The organism is Acinetobacter sp. ANC 3781 (genome assembly GCF_004331285.1).
Taxonomy (GTDB): domain Bacteria; phylum Pseudomonadota; class Gammaproteobacteria; order Pseudomonadales; family Moraxellaceae; genus Acinetobacter.
On record NZ_SJOH01000015.1, the window covers coordinates 31057 to 46092 of the forward strand.

Annotated in this window: 16 protein-coding genes; 7 read left to right on the forward strand and 9 right to left on the reverse strand. The window is 41.4% G+C overall.

The genetic code is table 11. From position 1 onward, the window contains the following. Nucleotides 1–12: 12 nt before the first annotated feature. The 3 genes from E0H89_RS11685 to E0H89_RS11695 all read right to left on the reverse strand — a co-directional run bounded on the left by E0H89_RS11685 (nt 13) and on the right by E0H89_RS11695 (nt 2552). Nucleotides 13–558, reverse strand: a complete 546-nt coding sequence (locus tag E0H89_RS11685) for an AbiH family protein (protein WP_131217295.1) — start codon at nt 556–558, stop codon at nt 13–15. A gap of 94 nt (nt 559–652) precedes the next feature. Continuing rightward, nucleotides 653–1033, reverse strand: a complete 381-nt coding sequence (locus E0H89_RS11690; RefSeq protein WP_131217297.1) for a hypothetical protein — start codon at nt 1031–1033, stop codon at nt 653–655. A gap of 109 nt (nt 1034–1142) precedes the next feature. Further along, nucleotides 1143–2552 carry a D-2-hydroxyglutarate dehydrogenase gene (locus E0H89_RS11695; RefSeq protein ID WP_131217299.1) on the reverse strand — a complete coding sequence of 470 codons (1410 nt, stop codon included), beginning with the start codon at nt 2550–2552 and terminating at the stop codon, nt 1143–1145. Nucleotides 2553–2907: 355 nt separating this feature from the next. On the opposite strand from E0H89_RS11695, the gene serA reads away from it, so the two are divergent. The 3 genes from serA (at nt 2908) to E0H89_RS11710 (ending at nt 6504) form a co-directional block, all read left to right on the forward strand. Beyond that, nucleotides 2908–4140, forward strand: a complete 1233-nt coding sequence (gene serA, locus E0H89_RS11700) for a phosphoglycerate dehydrogenase (protein WP_131217302.1) — start codon at nt 2908–2910, stop codon at nt 4138–4140. 427 nt (nt 4141–4567) lie between these two features. Next, nucleotides 4568–5449: an EamA family transporter gene (locus E0H89_RS11705; protein WP_131217304.1), complete on the forward strand. Its 882-nt coding sequence runs from the start codon at nt 4568–4570 to the stop codon at nt 5447–5449. A 179-nt stretch (nt 5450–5628) separates the two neighbouring features. Next, nucleotides 5629–6504 carry an EamA family transporter gene (locus E0H89_RS11710; RefSeq protein ID WP_131217306.1) on the forward strand — a complete coding sequence of 292 codons (876 nt, stop codon included), beginning with the start codon at nt 5629–5631 and terminating at the stop codon, nt 6502–6504. Between the two features lie 67 nt (nt 6505–6571). Here the strand turns inward: E0H89_RS11710 and E0H89_RS11715 are convergent, their stop codons facing one another. From E0H89_RS11715 to truB, 3 genes are all read right to left on the reverse strand, one after another. After that, the gene (locus E0H89_RS11715) at nt 6572–7030 is read right to left on the reverse strand and encodes a hemerythrin domain-containing protein (protein ID WP_131217308.1); all 459 of its coding nucleotides are present in this window, start codon (nt 7028–7030) and stop codon (nt 6572–6574) included. Nucleotides 7031–7165: 135 nt separating this feature from the next. Continuing rightward, nucleotides 7166–7936, reverse strand: coding sequence for a sulfite exporter TauE/SafE family protein (locus tag E0H89_RS11720; protein WP_131217310.1), 771 nt, complete (start codon nt 7934–7936; stop codon nt 7166–7168). 29 nt (nt 7937–7965) lie between these two features. After that, complete coding sequence (truB, locus tag E0H89_RS11725) at nt 7966–8871, reverse strand: tRNA pseudouridine(55) synthase TruB (RefSeq protein WP_131217312.1); 906 nt, start codon at nt 8869–8871, stop codon at nt 7966–7968. Nucleotides 8872–9026: 155 nt separating this feature from the next. Here truB and E0H89_RS11730 point away from each other — a divergent pair, with 155 nt between their 5' ends. The 4 genes from E0H89_RS11730 to E0H89_RS11745 all read left to right on the forward strand — a co-directional run bounded on the left by E0H89_RS11730 (nt 9027) and on the right by E0H89_RS11745 (nt 12917). Further along, nucleotides 9027–10055 carry a lipase secretion chaperone gene (locus E0H89_RS11730; RefSeq protein ID WP_131217315.1) on the forward strand — a complete coding sequence of 343 codons (1029 nt, stop codon included), beginning with the start codon at nt 9027–9029 and terminating at the stop codon, nt 10053–10055. Nucleotides 10056–10147: 92 nt separating this feature from the next. Further along, on the forward strand, nt 10148–11131 hold the full coding sequence (locus tag E0H89_RS11735) for an esterase/lipase family protein (RefSeq protein ID WP_131217317.1): 984 nt from the start codon (nt 10148–10150) through the stop codon (nt 11129–11131). A gap of 199 nt (nt 11132–11330) precedes the next feature. Next, entirely contained in the window at nt 11331–12296 is a 966-nt protein-coding gene (locus tag E0H89_RS11740) for an esterase/lipase family protein (protein ID WP_131217319.1), read from the forward strand. 414 nt (nt 12297–12710) lie between these two features. Next, nucleotides 12711–12917, forward strand: a complete 207-nt coding sequence (locus E0H89_RS11745; RefSeq protein ID WP_131217321.1) for a hypothetical protein — start codon at nt 12711–12713, stop codon at nt 12915–12917. A 229-nt stretch (nt 12918–13146) separates the two neighbouring features. On the opposite strand, the gene rplS is transcribed toward E0H89_RS11745, so the two are convergent. The 3 genes from rplS to rimM all read right to left on the reverse strand — a co-directional run bounded on the left by rplS (nt 13147) and on the right by rimM (nt 15018). Then, nucleotides 13147–13521: a 50S ribosomal protein L19 gene (gene rplS, locus E0H89_RS11750; protein WP_131217323.1), complete on the reverse strand. Its 375-nt coding sequence runs from the start codon at nt 13519–13521 to the stop codon at nt 13147–13149. A gap of 150 nt (nt 13522–13671) precedes the next feature. Then, nucleotides 13672–14412: a tRNA (guanosine(37)-N1)-methyltransferase TrmD gene (gene trmD, locus E0H89_RS11755; RefSeq protein ID WP_131217325.1), complete on the reverse strand. Its 741-nt coding sequence runs from the start codon at nt 14410–14412 to the stop codon at nt 13672–13674. Nucleotides 14413–14469: 57 nt separating this feature from the next. After that, complete coding sequence (gene rimM / locus E0H89_RS11760) at nt 14470–15018, reverse strand: ribosome maturation factor RimM (RefSeq protein WP_131217327.1); 549 nt, start codon at nt 15016–15018, stop codon at nt 14470–14472. Nucleotides 15019–15036 lie beyond the last annotated feature (18 nt).

A 15036-nucleotide genomic window follows, 5' to 3' on the forward strand; every position in this document is an offset into this window, starting at 1 on the left:
TATGAAAGAAGTCTAATATTTCCTGTTAATTTTTGCAGTGCGAGTATTCTCATTTAATGAATCCAGTATTCCTAATAAAACTAATTTTTGAATACTTTTCTCTTTAAATAAAATATATTTATTTTGTTCTTTCTCAGTCCTACATAAAACTAATTCTTCTAATTTTTCATTAAATTGATAAATTTTCTCAGCTTTTTCACTGAAAATTGCTACTAAATCTAAAGCACTGGCAAATTCAGATTCAAAATCAATCCATGTTTCTATATTATTGACATGATGTAAAAAGAATCTAAACCATACATTTTCTTTTAGCTTTATTTTAAGCTCTTTGATCTGATCAACTGATATTTTTATTTGATCAGTTTTATACATAGCTTTTGTATAGCTAAAAAAATAACCTTCTTTTTTATACAGCGAGCCAAAAAGATCATCAAATCCCATATCTCCTTTCGATTCATCCCAGTTCTCAATAGCCTGCATCGCTAACATAAAATGATCATATTTAGTCGGTAAGTAATGCGACAAATCAAAACCGTTTCCGATAATCAAAATATTCATTGTTCTTATTCCCCCAAACGCAAAAAAGCGCATCAATCGATACGCTTTTTATGAGGCATAGCAGCCTAATTTTCAACCATAAATCAAAGATTTATTAAGAGCATTTTGCTTTTTGAAAAGCCTTGGTGTTTTTGCTACGCATACATTGATACGACTTTTCTGTATCAACCTTCTTCCAGTCGCCATTCACCAGTTTAAAACTATAAATCGTACGCATCGAGCGAACCGAATCATCTTTTAACCCAGTTTCAGTCACTTTCACTTGTGCAGCAGTCGGTGACTCTACACTATTAAAAAATTGACGAATTTCAACTGTTGCCGAGTTCTTACGCAAGTCAGGTCTTTCTTTCAAGACTTGTTGCAAAGGCGTATCTGATGAACCAAGACTGACTTTAGATGCTAATTTTTTTGTTGTTGCGCAACCCGTCGTCATTAAGCCCAAACAGATTATAGAGGTAGATAATAAACGTAACATTAGGAAATCTTCCCCATAAAAAAGACATGGCACATATGATGCCATGTCTTTTTTTCTGACTCGATAACAGTTATGTAGTCAACGACAAAACAACTTATTAGATCAAATATTAAAGATCAAATAATTTGCCCGGGTTCATAATGCCGTTTGGATCGAATACCTGTTTCAAAGCTTTCATGTATTCAATTTCTTCAGCAGAACGCGAGTAATCAAGATATGGCTTTTTAGTCATACCCACACCGTGTTCCGCAGAAATCGAACCATCATATTTTTTTACGGTTTCGAACACGTATTTATTCACCACCTGACATTTGGCAAAGAATTCATCTTTACTTAGGTCAGCAGGTTTCAAGATATTTAAGTGCAAGTTACCGTCACCAATATGACCAAACCAGCAAATTTCAAAGTCAGGATAATTCGCTTCCACAATGGCATCAATTTCTTTAATAAATGCAGGAACGTGAGTAATAAGCACTGAAATGTCATTTTTGTATGGTGTGAACGGCGCGATCGATTCAGAGATATCTTCACGCAAACGCCATAAGCTATGCACTTGGTCCAGGTTTTGGCTCATCACGCCATCAAGCACCCAACCCTGTTCCATGCAATGCTCGAAGATTTCCATCGCAGCATCCATGATTGGTTCAAATGGTGCTTCAAATTCAAGCAATACATAGAAAGGACAAGCCGTTTCAAATGGACGTTGCACATGACCATGATCCAGTACTTTCTGCATTGCGAGTTCACCAAAGAACTCGAATGCAGTTAAATCAATTTTCTTCTGGAATGCATGCAGTACCGGCATGATCGCATCAAAGTCAGGCACGCCCAGTACCATCACTTGTAAATCGTGCGGTTGACGCTCAAGCTTGATTTCAGCTTCAGTCACCAAACCTAAAGTACCTTCACCGCCAATGAACAAATGCTGTAACGCATAACCGGTCGCGTTTTTAATCATGCCTTTGTTCAGGCGCAGAATGTCACCTTTACCGGTCACAACCGTTAAACCCAGTACCCAGTTACGGGTCATGCCGTATTTAATAACTTTAATACCGCCTGCATTGGTACCAATGTTGCCGCCAATTTGTGAAGAACCTGAAGATGCAAAATCAACCGGGTAATACATCCCTTGTTCTTCAGCATAGTTTTGCAATTGTTCAGTCACTACACCTGCTTGTACACGGACCATACGGTCTGCAGGGAAGAACTCAAGAATCTGGTTCATCTTGTCCATGCTAACCACAATTTCACCATTCGATGCCACAGCACCGGCAGATAAACCGGTACGGCCGCCAGATGGCGTGATGGCAATATTGTGTTCATTCGCAAATTTAACAATCGCCTGCACCTGTTCTGTGCTAGATGGAAAAACGATGACTGATGGATTTGGATCAAAATGCTTGGTGTAGTCTCTGCCCCAGGCATCGAGACTAGCGGCATCTGTTTTAATGCGGTTTTCACCGACAATGGCTGTCAATTGGTTTAATAACTCAGGTGTTAAAGCGACTGGAGCATTCATCGTTTGCAGACCTAGCAAGAAATATACAAGTGGTGGATGGTCTATAGATCATTCATTTGTAAAAAGATTAACAATGGAATGGTGTCTTAGACTGGCGTGACCATAAAAGCAACAGCATGGCTGTAGCGGTTTTCACTGCGCAGCATTATAAGGCATTTTCCACTGAAACCCTGCGGAAATAAGCATTTTGACAATCTCGCCTTAAATATTACAGCTTTAGTTAGACCAAAATCTGTAGGGCACGGCGTATGTATTGTAAAAATACCTATGCTCTCCGTCATAAAGGAAATGTATATAGACCCTCCTCGTATGTTATCATATCGCGACTAAATTTGGCCTTTGTAGCGGAGCCGTAATGAGCCAACATCTTTCTCTACCTAAAGATAAAATTCGTTTCTTGTTGTTAGAAGGCGTTCATCAAAACGCAATCGACACATTAAATGCTGCTGGATATACCAACATCGATTCCCGTAAAACTGCGCTTGAGGGTGAAGCGTTGAAAGAAGCGGTTAAAGATGCACACTTCATCGGCATTCGTTCACGTACTCAATTGACTGAAGAAGTATTTGAAGCAGCCAACAAGCTTATCGCGGTTGGCTGTTTTTGTATCGGTACCAATCAGGTTAATCTGAATGCTGCGATGATTCGCGGTATTCCAGTATTTAACGCACCATATTCAAATACCCGTTCAGTAGCTGAACTGGTACTTGCTGAAGCCATTCTTTTACTTCGTGGTGTTCCTGCGAAATCTGCTTCTACTCACCGTGGTGGCTGGAACAAGTCTGCAGTGGGTTCATTTGAAACTCGTGGTAAAACTTTAGGTATCGTGGGTTACGGCTCAATCGGTTCGCAACTTTCAGTACTTGCTGAAAGCTTGGGTATGCACGTGATTTATTACGATGCAGTGACCAAACTTCCTATGGGTAATGCACGCCAAGTCGGTTCTCTTGCCGAGTTGCTTGCAAACGCTGACGTTGTATCTCTACACGTTCCAGACGTTCCATCAACACGTAACTTCTTTGGCAAAGACCAGTTTGCACAAATGAAAGAAGGTTCGATCTTCATCAATGCTGCACGTGGTACATGTGTGCTGATTGAAGACCTTGCTGATGCGATTAAAACAGGTCACATTGCCGGTGCTGCAATTGACGTATTCCCTAAAGAACCTAAAGCCAACGGTGAAGAATTTGTTTCTCCACTTCGTGGCCTGGATAACGTGATTTTAACTCCTCACGTGGGTGGTTCGACTATGGAAGCACAAGCAAACATCGGTTTAGAAGTTGCAGAGAAATTTGTGGCTTACTCAGATAAAGGTATGACTTTATCTGCTGTGAACTTCCCGGAAATTGCATTGCCGTTGACTGAAGGTAAACACCGTTTACTTCACATTCATAAAAACATTCCTGGCGTTCTTTCTAAAATCAACAACCTGTTTGCTGAACACGGCATCAACATCTCTGGTCAATCATTGATGACTAAAGGTGATGTGGGTTACTTGGTGATGGACGTTGACGCAACTGCTTCTAAAGAAGCGCTGGATACACTTCAGGAAGTTGAAGGTACCATCCGAGTTCGCGTATTGTTCTAATTTAAGATTTTAAAAAAACCACAGCATTCGTGCTGTGGTTTTTTATTTTTTAAGCCCAAAATTTAATATCCTGAACGGAATTGAATTTCGTGACAAAGCCATTCGCAACTGTTCGAGGCAGATCAACATTTCAGTAAATTATGTTTCTGCGATAAATAAAATTAGATGGAAACATTTGACGAGTTTTGCGATGAGAACATTTGAAACATGTTTCAAATGTTCGTAAAGTGGTTTTGTTCTTGCGCAGTTTTGCTGCTCATGCCAAAACCAAAGTAATAAAGTCTTTCAAGAAGGATTACCCGCCCCAATGGAAAGACTCCGTCGTGAAATTTATTCAATGTTTTTGAATATAAACAAAGGCTATGAATTTTTTACAGTTTTTATTGCTGATCTCCCGCTATTCGAGAAATCGAAACAAATTTAGTCGATGTTGAATTTTAAAAACACCCCCCATGTTCAGGCACTGCTGTTATTGCTGATTGCAATGATTAGCGTGCAGAGCAGTGGCTCGCTTGCCAAAATCCTGTTCGGTCAATTTCCTATTCTGACCGTTGCAGCCATGCGTCTGTTACTTGGCGCTGTTATTTTGGCACTTATTTTTAAAATCTGGCAGATCAATTTTAGACAGGTGAAGTGGAAAGCCATTATCAGCTATGGTATCGCTCTAGCTGGCATGAATGCCATGTTTTACCTGTCGATTAATCGTCTTCCCCTCGGCATTGCCGTTTCTTTTGAATTCATTGGTCCACTCAGCGTCGCGCTATATTACGCACGACAAAAATTCGATTTTGTCTGGGTTGGACTGGCCATACTTGGCCTGATTTTGTTGTTTCCGTTCGATCAGGTTTCCCAAAGCCTCGACTTAATCGGGATTGCTTTTGCACTAGGTGCAGGGGCTTGCTGGGCGCTGTATATCGTTGCCGGACAAAAACCTTCGGGCATTTCAGGTAATCATACGGTGTGCTTAGGCATGTTTATCGGCATGCTGTGTTTGATGCCTATCGCCCTATTTTCAGGAATGTCAGTCAACGTTTTTGAACCTTCAAACTTGATTTATTTTGTCGCCTTGGCTGTGCTTGCCAGTGCCCTGCCTTTTACGCTGGAAATGATTGCACTGCGTAATTTAACTGCGCTCAGTTTCGGCACACTGATGAGCGTGGAACCGGCGATTGCAGCATTATCAGGATTTATATTTTTAGGTGAACAGTTGTTATGGAATCAGTGGCTGGCACTTGCGACCATTATTAGCGCCTCGATTGGTTGTACCTATACTACGCAACAAGCCAAGAACAAGACTGAAGAAAAATAGAAAATTCATTATTTAAAATTCAAATCAGTCAGGCTGAATTTACGCGCTTATTTTTTAAATTCAAAGTTCTAAATTCAAAATATTTAAGGCCTTTCAACTCCTCAAAAATCAAACAGAATTGTTATACTGGCGCCATCTTTCCCAGTGGATTCACCTGACTCGGTGATCCTGCGTGCACCATGCCTAACTCCCAACTTACTGCCGTATTGTTCATGGTTTTATCCATGGTCGCCTATCAGATCAGTGCCTCATTTGCCAAACAACTGTTTGAAGTGCTTGATCCACTGACTGTGGTCACATTACGTCTTTCGTTTGCCTCTATTTTAATTGTGCTGATGTTCCGTTCCTGGAAAATCATCAAACGCCTGCCCTACCTAAAATGGAAAGACTTGCTGTTTTATAGTGGTTCTGTCTGTTTAATGAATGTGTTGTTTTATGCCTCTTTAGGCAAATTACCTCAAGGGATTGCAGTCGGCTTAGAATTCTTAGGACCACTGACCCTGGCTCTGCTTTCGATCAAACAAAAAACTGATTATCTGTGGGTGGGCCTGGCGATTTTAGGGGTTGCGCTGATGGTGCCGTGGCAAGATGCATCAGCCGATAACTTCTCTTATCTGGGTGCAGCATTCGCTTTAGGTGCCGGTATCTGCTGGGCCATTTATATTTATTTTGGGCAACGGGTAGTGCGGCAAAATATTGGCATGCATGCGCTGAGTATTGCTATTGTGCTGTCCGCCATGGTGATGTTACCGATCAGTGCAGTGCATAATCCAGCAGCGCTGATTCAGACTCAATATTGGGGACAGGCCTTGGTCATTGCCCTGCTTGCAACCGCGATTCCTTATACTTTGGACCTGATGGCACTCAAGCGCTTAAGTAAACTCAGTTACGGCACCCTGTCCAGTTTATCTCCTGCACTAGCTGCTTTGGCAGGCTGGTTATTGCTAAAAGAACAAATTACGCTTTTACAAAGTGTTGCCTTGCTTTGCATCATGCTTGCTTCGGTCGGTGTAACATTTAGGGCAAGTAAAAATAAAAATCCTCAACCTGACTAATCAATAGGTCTAAATAAAAAAGATGGCTTCAAACCATCTTTTTTATGTTGATCTTGTTTAAAGGAATTTAAGTCAAACTGTCTTTATTCAAATTTTTATATTTTTTATATTCCGCTAAATATTGCTGGGCTAAGCTTTCTTTTTGCTTCTGCTCCAAAATTTTACCCGCTTGCTGGAAAAAGCTATGTTCTTCCTCTTTCAAATGATGATGCACCTTATCAGAAAGCTTTTTGGCTATTGCGAGCCAGCCGGGATTGCTGAAATCAGTTTCACTCAGTTCTTCAATCATCTCATCCATTTCATGATGTTCTGCCAAAGCATGACGGGTAATATTCAGTCCAGAATCTGTCATCATGAGCGGAATATAAAAATAACGGTCTTCAGCCGTTTCATGGGCAAATAATTCATTCTTGAGTTGTTTAAACAACTCATGACGTTCTGGGGTATCCCCAGAAGTTTGCAGTAATTTTTCTGACAGTTCTCTTTGTATTTCATGACTCTGACGTAATGCTTCAAAAATATTCATTATGCTAATGACCTCTGGCTTTATGCTATATGATCAGGGCAAACTCTGATAAAAATGGGCAATTATGCCCATGCCGATTGCTTATTCTTATGCAGGAACATGCTCTAATACTGTTAATTTTTGTGAATGTTTTTATTAACTTGCAAACAACATCTGATAACTTAAGCGCAAAATCAAAACTGAGACTAAGACAAGAAAAAGAATTCGGATAAAGCCACTGCCATACTTTAAGGCCATCTTCACCCCCACCACTGAACCCGCGACATTGGCAACCGCCATCATCAACCCTAAACTGAACAGCACATGCCCGGTTGGAATGAAGAAACTTAAGGCAGCGAAATTGGTCATAAAATTGCCGATTTTAGATAAAGCAGAGGCATGCAAAAAATCGACTTTTAAATACCGAATAAAATAGAAAATAAAGAAACTGCCAGTACCGGGACCAAAAATGCCGTCATAAAATCCAATGGCCAATCCACCAATTCCGGCCAAAATCAGGGTTTTTCTGGTGATACTTTGCTGAAAATGTACTTGACCGAACTGCTTCTTCATAAAAGTATAAATAGCAATCACGATCAGCATAAATAACACAAAAGGTCTGAGTACTGCTTGTGGAATCAGGGTGACACAAGCCGCTCCTGCAAAAGAGCTGATAAAGGCAGTGACACCGATCACTGCCAGTAATTTCCAGGCCAGTTTGACACGGCGTAAATACGACCATGCCGCTGAGGCAGTACCACAAATGGAAGCCATTTTATTGGTGCCAAACAGTGTTGCTGTACTCATATGCGGAAAAGCATTCATGAGAGCTGGAATCTGAATCAGACCACCGCCACCTACTGCTGCATCTATCGCACCTGCAAAAAATGCAAAAAAAATCAGGCTGAGTATGATCTCAATATCCATGTAGCTTTATACCTATCTTGAAATAATGATTAGAGATTTAAAACCCGTTTAGGAACCAGACGTTTTTTATCGGTAATTTCAGCTAAACCCAAACATTTCTCACCATCAAAAACCAGTACTTCTGTGGCAGCTTCATGCTCAATATTGCTTTCCATACCACGGCTAAAATATTCTGCACGACCTTCAGGTGCCGGAACTTTAGGAAAATGATCCACAGGTGCGTAAGCAGGCAATAATAAAGCCTCACGCTCTTGTTCAGTCAGGCTTTCCAAATACTCAATGGTATAACTTGGAATCAGGTCAAACTGACCGGTTTTAATCCGGTGCAGATAAGTTAAATGACCGAATGTCCCCAAGGCTTTGGCAATATCTTCACCCAACACCCGAATATAAGTTCCCTTAGAACAGGTAATATCTAAAGTCAGGCTATTTTCCGTAAAGGACAATAATTCGATCGCTTCAATGGTAATTGGGCGTGCTTCACGTTCAATCTCAATCCCTTGACGCGCCAATTCATACAATGGACGCCCTTCTTTTTTCAAAGCGGAATACATCGGTGGAACTTGCTGAATATCGCCTACAAAACCCGCTAAAACCTGTTGGATTTTTTCTTCTGTCAGTGCCGGAACAGCTTGCTCTAATAACCGCTCACCTTCAACATCACCCGTGGTTGTACTATGACCTAAATAAATGGTGGTGTGGTAACGCTTGGTCGAGTCGAGTAAATAGTGGGAAAATTTAGTCGCTTCACCTAAACAAATTGGCAACAATCCCGACGCTAAAGGATCTAAAGCACCGGTATGACCACCTTTCTGCGCTCGATATAAGCCACGCACTCTCTGTAAAGCAGCATTAGAACTAATCCCCAAAGGTTTGTTCAATAAAAACACACCGCTAATATGCCGGCGTTGAATCTTAGGTGAAGTCTTTTTCATAGCGAAAGAGCAAGCAAGTTGAAACGGATGACATGGTAACAACCGCTTGTCATGATTTACAACTTTTCTACGTTAGTTTTACATCTTTAATGGCAAATTTAAGTTCTATTTTTAGACTTATAAAAACAAATACAGGCAAAAAGGTTGCATAGGAAATGCAGAAATATAAGTTATGGATTATTTTGGCTCTTATTATTGTAGGTATTGGCGCATTATTATTTTGGCTCGCGCCCTCGCAATCTATTGCAGAAAAAATACGTACAGTACGAACGTCCGATCCTCACGCTAATAGCTTAACGGCAACGACGCCCGCAAACCTGGTTCAAGGCGGGGCTTTCATGAGTAAAAGCCAACAAGACACTGAAGTGAACTGTCAGTTACGCCTCGATGGCGCCCATCGTTTAATTGTGAATGAGCAAACCAGGAACTGTTTTGAATATTTCATTACCCAATATGGGGAAAAAGATCTCAAGCAGATTAAAACTGATTTCCAGGCTTATATCCAGCAAGCTTATAAAGCGCCTGCCCTCGCACAAATTCTAGATTTATGGAATCGCTATATCGATTACCGCGAAAAACTGGGTGATCTGTCGGCACCGGATATAGCTCAAGATGACCCCAAATATTATCAAAGCATCTTTGCCAATATGAAAAATCTGCGTAAACAACTTTTTTCTGATTACGAAATTGAAGGCTTATTCGGCATAGAAGATACTTATCATGAATATACATTAAGCCGCATGACTGTCATGGATGATAAAAATCTAAGCGAAGCGCAAAAAGCCCAAAAACTAAAAGATTTGTTCAATCAATTACCCGAAGACTGGAAAGAAAACTTAGAGCAGCTCAATAAACTCGAAGACTTGCGCAAACTTACCGCAGCCATTAAAGCACGCGGTGGTTCTACAGAAGAAATTCACCAGATGCGGATGAATCTGGTTGGCCCGGAAGCCACACAGCGTTTAGAAAGCTTAGACGGACAACGTAGTGACTGGAAAAACAAGGTCAATAGTTATCTGAAAGAACGCGACAATATTATCAAAAGCGGCTTGAGCGATGATGCCAAACAACAAGCCGTGCAACAATTACGGACGCAGCATTTTAGTAAACCCGAAGAACAACTTCGGGTAGGAACATTTGAATCAATTCATGATCAGGGAGGGAAATTACCATATAGCGAGTAATCGCAATGTAGCCATCAGGTGATTAGATTGATCATCTGATTGATGTACTTATATGAATAAAAACAAAAGTATTTAAGGATAAGGAAAAGTTGATGAAAACTTTAAAAAACAAAAAAGCGCTCATGCTTGCGGTGATAACGACTCTGACAACAGGTTTTACCGCTCAAATACACGCAGCAAAAGGAGTTTTGCAAATCAAAGAAACGGTCAAATCTGACTATGCAAAAACCAAATATCCCATTGTGATGACGCATGGCTGGCTGGGTTGGTCACGTATCGGCAATGATAGTTTCAATATTGATTATTGGTATCAGATTTTGCCCGATATGGCGCGTAATGGTTCGACTGTTTTTGCTGCACAGCTATCACCGGCCAATACCACCCAGTTTCGTGGTGAACAACTGATCACTCAAGTAGAAGAAGTACTCGCCATTACCGGTAAGAACAAAGTAAACCTGATTGGTCACAGTCATGGTGGTCCAACCGTACAATATGTAGCAGCAGTGAAACCCGGCTATGTCGCATCGGTAACAGGCGTGGGCGGAACATATCGTGGTTCTAAAGTCGCTGATGATATTCAGAGTAATCAAGCCAGCCGTACCGTGTTTAATATTGTGGGACAATATATGGTTGGACCAATCCTGACCTGGGCTCAAGCCAATCCTGACATCCCGGTTGACTTTGATGCTTCGATGAAGTCATTGACCGAAGCAGAATCGGCAAAATTCAATAAACGCTTCCCGACCGCTGCCTTAGCTTCTGACTGTAACAAGAGCGGTGCTAAAGTGGATAAGGGAATCTACTACTATTCTTGGGGCGGAACAGCCCAAACGACTAATCTTCTGGACATTGATACCATTCTGATGCAACTCGGGCCATTATCTTATGGCAACAAAGACAATGATGGTATGGTTGCCCGGTGCAGTTCCCATATCGGTCAAGTCATTCGTGATGATTACAACCTCAATCATACTGACCTTGCCAACATGCTGTTTGGTTTAAAAGGAATATTTGCTCCTGATCCAGTGGCCTTGTTTAGACAACATGCCAACCGCTTAAAGCTTCAAGGTTTATAAATCTGACTACCTTCCATTCATGCCCATAAAGACACCATTTTTTATGGGCATTTTCATATCCACACCTTGTTACAACTCTATCTTGCACCGGTCTATTAAATTTAGGAATCAAGCCCTTTATATTGAATAATTAAATTTGACAACTAAAATTGTCAAATAAAACAACTGGTTTAAAACAACAATATTTTGAGTACTTAATATGAAATACGGATTCTTCATTGCAGGTCTAATGTCGCTCAGTGCTTTTAGCCAGGTACAAGCAGGCAACGCCACCCAAGTCACGAGCAGCTCAAGCTCAAGCTACGCTAAAACCAAATACCCGGTGGTTTTTTCACACGGTATGTCAGGTTTTATTACCGTCGGTACGGACGACTTTGGACTGGATTATTTTTATCAAATCCTTCCCGACTTAGCACGTAATGGTGCGAATGTTTGGGCAACACGCGTCTCTCCATTTAACTCATCGGAAATTCGTGGTGAGCAGCTTTTACAACAGGTTCAAGAAATTACTGCCATTACCGGTGCCAGTAAGGTCAATCTGATTGGTCACTCGCATGGCGGGCCTACGATTCGCTATGTGGCCGGTGTTGCGCCGCAATTGGTTGCATCGTTAACTGGTGTTGGCTCGCCGAATGCAGGCTCACCAGTTGCCGATTTAATTTTGAAAATTGAAGGTACAGGTATCGAAGGTCCTTTAGCAGGTTTAGTCAACTTTTTCTCTAAAGCCATAATTTGGGCACAAGGACTCAATCCCAAAAGCTTCCCACATGACGCATTGGCCGGTGGTAAAAGCCTTACCCTTGCAGGTTCAGCCAAATTTAACAGTCAATTTCCACTCGGCCTGCCAACAAAAGCCTGCGCCGAAGGCAAAGCACTGGAGAACGGGATCTATAACTACTCGTTTACCGGTATTGGTGACGTGACCAATATCCTAGATCCTGATTCAGCCTTAAAAGTCACCAGTTTATTGATTGATGGCGGTAAAGAAAATGATGGTTTGGTGTCACGCTGTAGCGCGAAATTTGGTAAAACCATTCGTGACAATTACAACTGGAATCATTTAGATGAAGTGAATCAGGTACTCGGTCTAAAAGCTCTCTTCGCACCCGATCCTGTTGATGTCTATCGTCAACACGTGAACCGGCTAAAATTACAAGGGTTATAAAAAATAAGGGATTTATGCGTGATTGTGTAAATCCCTTTTTTTATCCTTTAAAAATAATTCGATTCTGAAAAGCAGGTATGAATAAATTCTTTCTCGCTTTGACCGTATTTAGCATGAAGATACTGCAACTAGCCTATTCTAATTCGATGCCAGTCTTATAATAGAACACTAATTTTACTGTATCGAATTATGCCGAGATCTGTTATTGCATAGTCTTAGGCATGGGTTTGAGCTGGATTTTAACTGCATTAATGATAGACAGTATGGATTTAAATTATTGATATCAAATTCTATAAGATTGAGATTGAAATGGGATAACAGGTTTTGCTGCGGAACTTTCAACCGTGACTTCCAATGAACTCCCTCCTAAACAGCTGTTAATCCCAGTCTACAAAGTTTTTAGCGCTTGCAGGTGTGGAGAAATTAAATCTACTTGCCCCTAGTCAAGACGATTCCCCCATTCAATATATCGAAGTTATCACATCCGATAAAGTTGTCGCCATGATAGGAGGCGTGGAAGCAATAAAAAATACAAAATTGGCAAATGGGTTTGAAGAAAATAAGTTTCTCGAGCCGCCTGCAAAAGTGATTTTGGTTTATTCGGTAGACGAATGGCGCTAATCCAGTTGAAGCCTAAACTCACAATCAATTATGAAACTTCAATGTAATCCTTAAGTACAGATGAGGTGAGTCATTTCTTTGCTCTACAACGCATGTTCGTTCAAGATCCTGTGGCAATTTACCCTCAGCATCCCAACTGCTTAAAACTGCAAGGTTGATAAAACTAAAAAAATCAGCCATAAAAAATGCGCCAAAAGGCGCATTTTTTTTACTCGTATAAAACTTAAAATTAAGCTTTAACTTTACGAGCTGGTAATTTTTCACGAATACGTGCAGCTTTACCAGACAATTCGCGTAGGTAGTAAAGTTTAGCACGACGAACGTCACCACGACGTTTAACTTCGATTTTAGCAACGATTGGAGAGTGAGTTTGGAATACACGCTCAACACCAACACCGCTAGAAATTTTACGTACTGTGAACGCAGAGTTCAAACCACGGTTTTTGATTGCAATTACAACGCCTTCAAAAGCCTGAAGACGTTCGCGATCGCCCTCTTTTACTTTTACAGATACAATCACTGTATCACCTGGTGCAAAAGCAGGGATATCAGTTTTTAATTGAGCATTTTCAATAACTTGAACTAAAGGATGTTTACCACTCATGTGGGAATCTCCAATGTGCGGGACAGAAGAGGTCTGTTACCGCTGGGGACAGAGGCTAAAGCGCATATCGACCCGTTTATCTTTCCCTTTACCACCTCAGTCTTCACTTCGGTCGATAAAGAGCCTGTTTAAAAATACTTAAAGTCGACTTTAAGTATTCGAATCTTTTAGCCATTTTTTTTGCTGCTTGGTCAACTCAACTTTCTCAACAAGCTCAGGCCTGCGATCGAGGGTTCGTTGATAGCGCTGCAAAAACCGCCATTTTTCAATATTTGCATGATGCCCAGACTTTAACACCTCAGGCACATCCAAACCTTCAAACTGGTCTGGCTTGGTATATTGTGGGCAGTCTAAAAGACCATCCACAAAAGAATCTTGAACGTGTGATTGCTCATCAGACATGGCACCCGGAAGTCTCCGAATAATACTGTCCAATAAAACCATCGCAGGTAGTTCACCGCCAGATAAAACGTAATCGCCAATCGACCATTCCTGATCAACATAGTGCTGGATCAAACGTTCATCGACACCTTCATAACGTCCGCAGAGTACAATCAGCCCGTCATATTCGACAAATTGCTGTACCGCAGGTTCGTTTAAAGTTTTGCCTTGTGGCGACATATACACCACAGGAACCTGAACACATCCTGCTTGCGCCGCAAGCTCTTTGGCATGCTGAATTGCCTGAGACAAAGGCTCAGCCATCATCACCATACCCGGACCACCGCCAAATGGACGTTCATCCACCCGTTTATAGTTGCCCGTTGCAAAATCGCGTGGATTAATACAAGTCACTTGTACAATTTCACGTTTTGCTGCACGCCCGCTAATACCGTAGGCCGTAATCGCTTCAAACATTTCAGGAAAAAGCGTAATGACTGCAAAAAACATCGCAGACTCCTCTATTTTCCTGCTGCGTTCATCCTTAAAGGACAAACTTTTAAATATTTAGTAATCTACGCCCCAATTAACGTAGATACGACCAGCTTCAAGATCAACGCGCTGCACCACATCTTTATGCCATGGAATCATACGCTCCTCGCTATCAACGCTGTCTGGTGTTGCGTGAACCACCATCACATCATTGGCACCGGTCTCAAACAACTCATGGATTTTACCGAGATTTACTTCTTGTTCAGCATCGTCCAAACCTAACACTGTTAAGCCTTTCAAATCTGTCCAGTAAAACTCATCCATTCCTGCTTTCGGAAGTTGCGATTTTGAAATCCAGACATTTGTGCCAACCAGGCTGTCCGCTGCCGTGCGATCGCTCACACCTTTTAAGCTGACAACCAAGCCTTTACCATGCGGTTTCCAGCGTTTTACATCTATTGTTTGCCAACCTTCTTTGGTCTCAATGTACCAAGGAAGATAGTCAAAGATGTTGCTCATGGGTTCTGTATTGGAATAGACCCAGAGCCACCCATTTAATCCATATGCTGAACGTAGCTGTCCAATCTGAATACGATCTTCGGGAACATTCTGTGTTGGTGTCATGGGTTACCTACTACTTAA

Bases quoted from the DNA above. Each gene is read 5' to 3' on its own strand.
- E0H89_RS11685 (WP_131217295.1), bottom strand. From the start codon at position 558: ATGAATATTTTGATTATCGGAAACGGTTTTGATTTGTCGCATTACTTA.
- E0H89_RS11690 (WP_131217297.1), bottom strand. From the start codon at position 1,033: ATGTTACGTTTATTATCTACCTCTATAATCTGTTTGGGCTTAATGACG.
- E0H89_RS11695 (WP_131217299.1), bottom strand. From the start codon at position 2,552: ATGAATGCTCCAGTCGCTTTAACACCTGAGTTATTAAACCAATTGACA.
- serA (WP_131217302.1), top strand. From the start codon at position 2,908: ATGAGCCAACATCTTTCTCTACCTAAAGATAAAATTCGTTTCTTGTTG.
- E0H89_RS11705 (WP_131217304.1), top strand. From the start codon at position 4,568: ATGTTGAATTTTAAAAACACCCCCCATGTTCAGGCACTGCTGTTATTG.
- E0H89_RS11710 (WP_131217306.1), top strand. From the start codon at position 5,629: ATGCCTAACTCCCAACTTACTGCCGTATTGTTCATGGTTTTATCCATG.
- E0H89_RS11715 (WP_131217308.1), bottom strand. From the start codon at position 7,030: ATGAATATTTTTGAAGCATTACGTCAGAGTCATGAAATACAAAGAGAA.
- E0H89_RS11720 (WP_131217310.1), bottom strand. From the start codon at position 7,936: ATGGATATTGAGATCATACTCAGCCTGATTTTTTTTGCATTTTTTGCA.
- truB (WP_131217312.1), bottom strand. From the start codon at position 8,871: ATGAAAAAGACTTCACCTAAGATTCAACGCCGGCATATTAGCGGTGTG.
- E0H89_RS11730 (WP_131217315.1), top strand. From the start codon at position 9,027: ATGCAGAAATATAAGTTATGGATTATTTTGGCTCTTATTATTGTAGGT.
- E0H89_RS11735 (WP_131217317.1), top strand. From the start codon at position 10,148: ATGAAAACTTTAAAAAACAAAAAAGCGCTCATGCTTGCGGTGATAACG.
- E0H89_RS11740 (WP_131217319.1), top strand. From the start codon at position 11,331: ATGAAATACGGATTCTTCATTGCAGGTCTAATGTCGCTCAGTGCTTTT.
- rplS (WP_131217323.1), bottom strand. From the start codon at position 13,521: ATGAGTGGTAAACATCCTTTAGTTCAAGTTATTGAAAATGCTCAATTA.
- trmD (WP_131217325.1), bottom strand. From the start codon at position 14,412: ATGTTTTTTGCAGTCATTACGCTTTTTCCTGAAATGTTTGAAGCGATT.
- rimM (WP_131217327.1), bottom strand. From the start codon at position 15,018: ATGACACCAACACAGAATGTTCCCGAAGATCGTATTCAGATTGGACAG.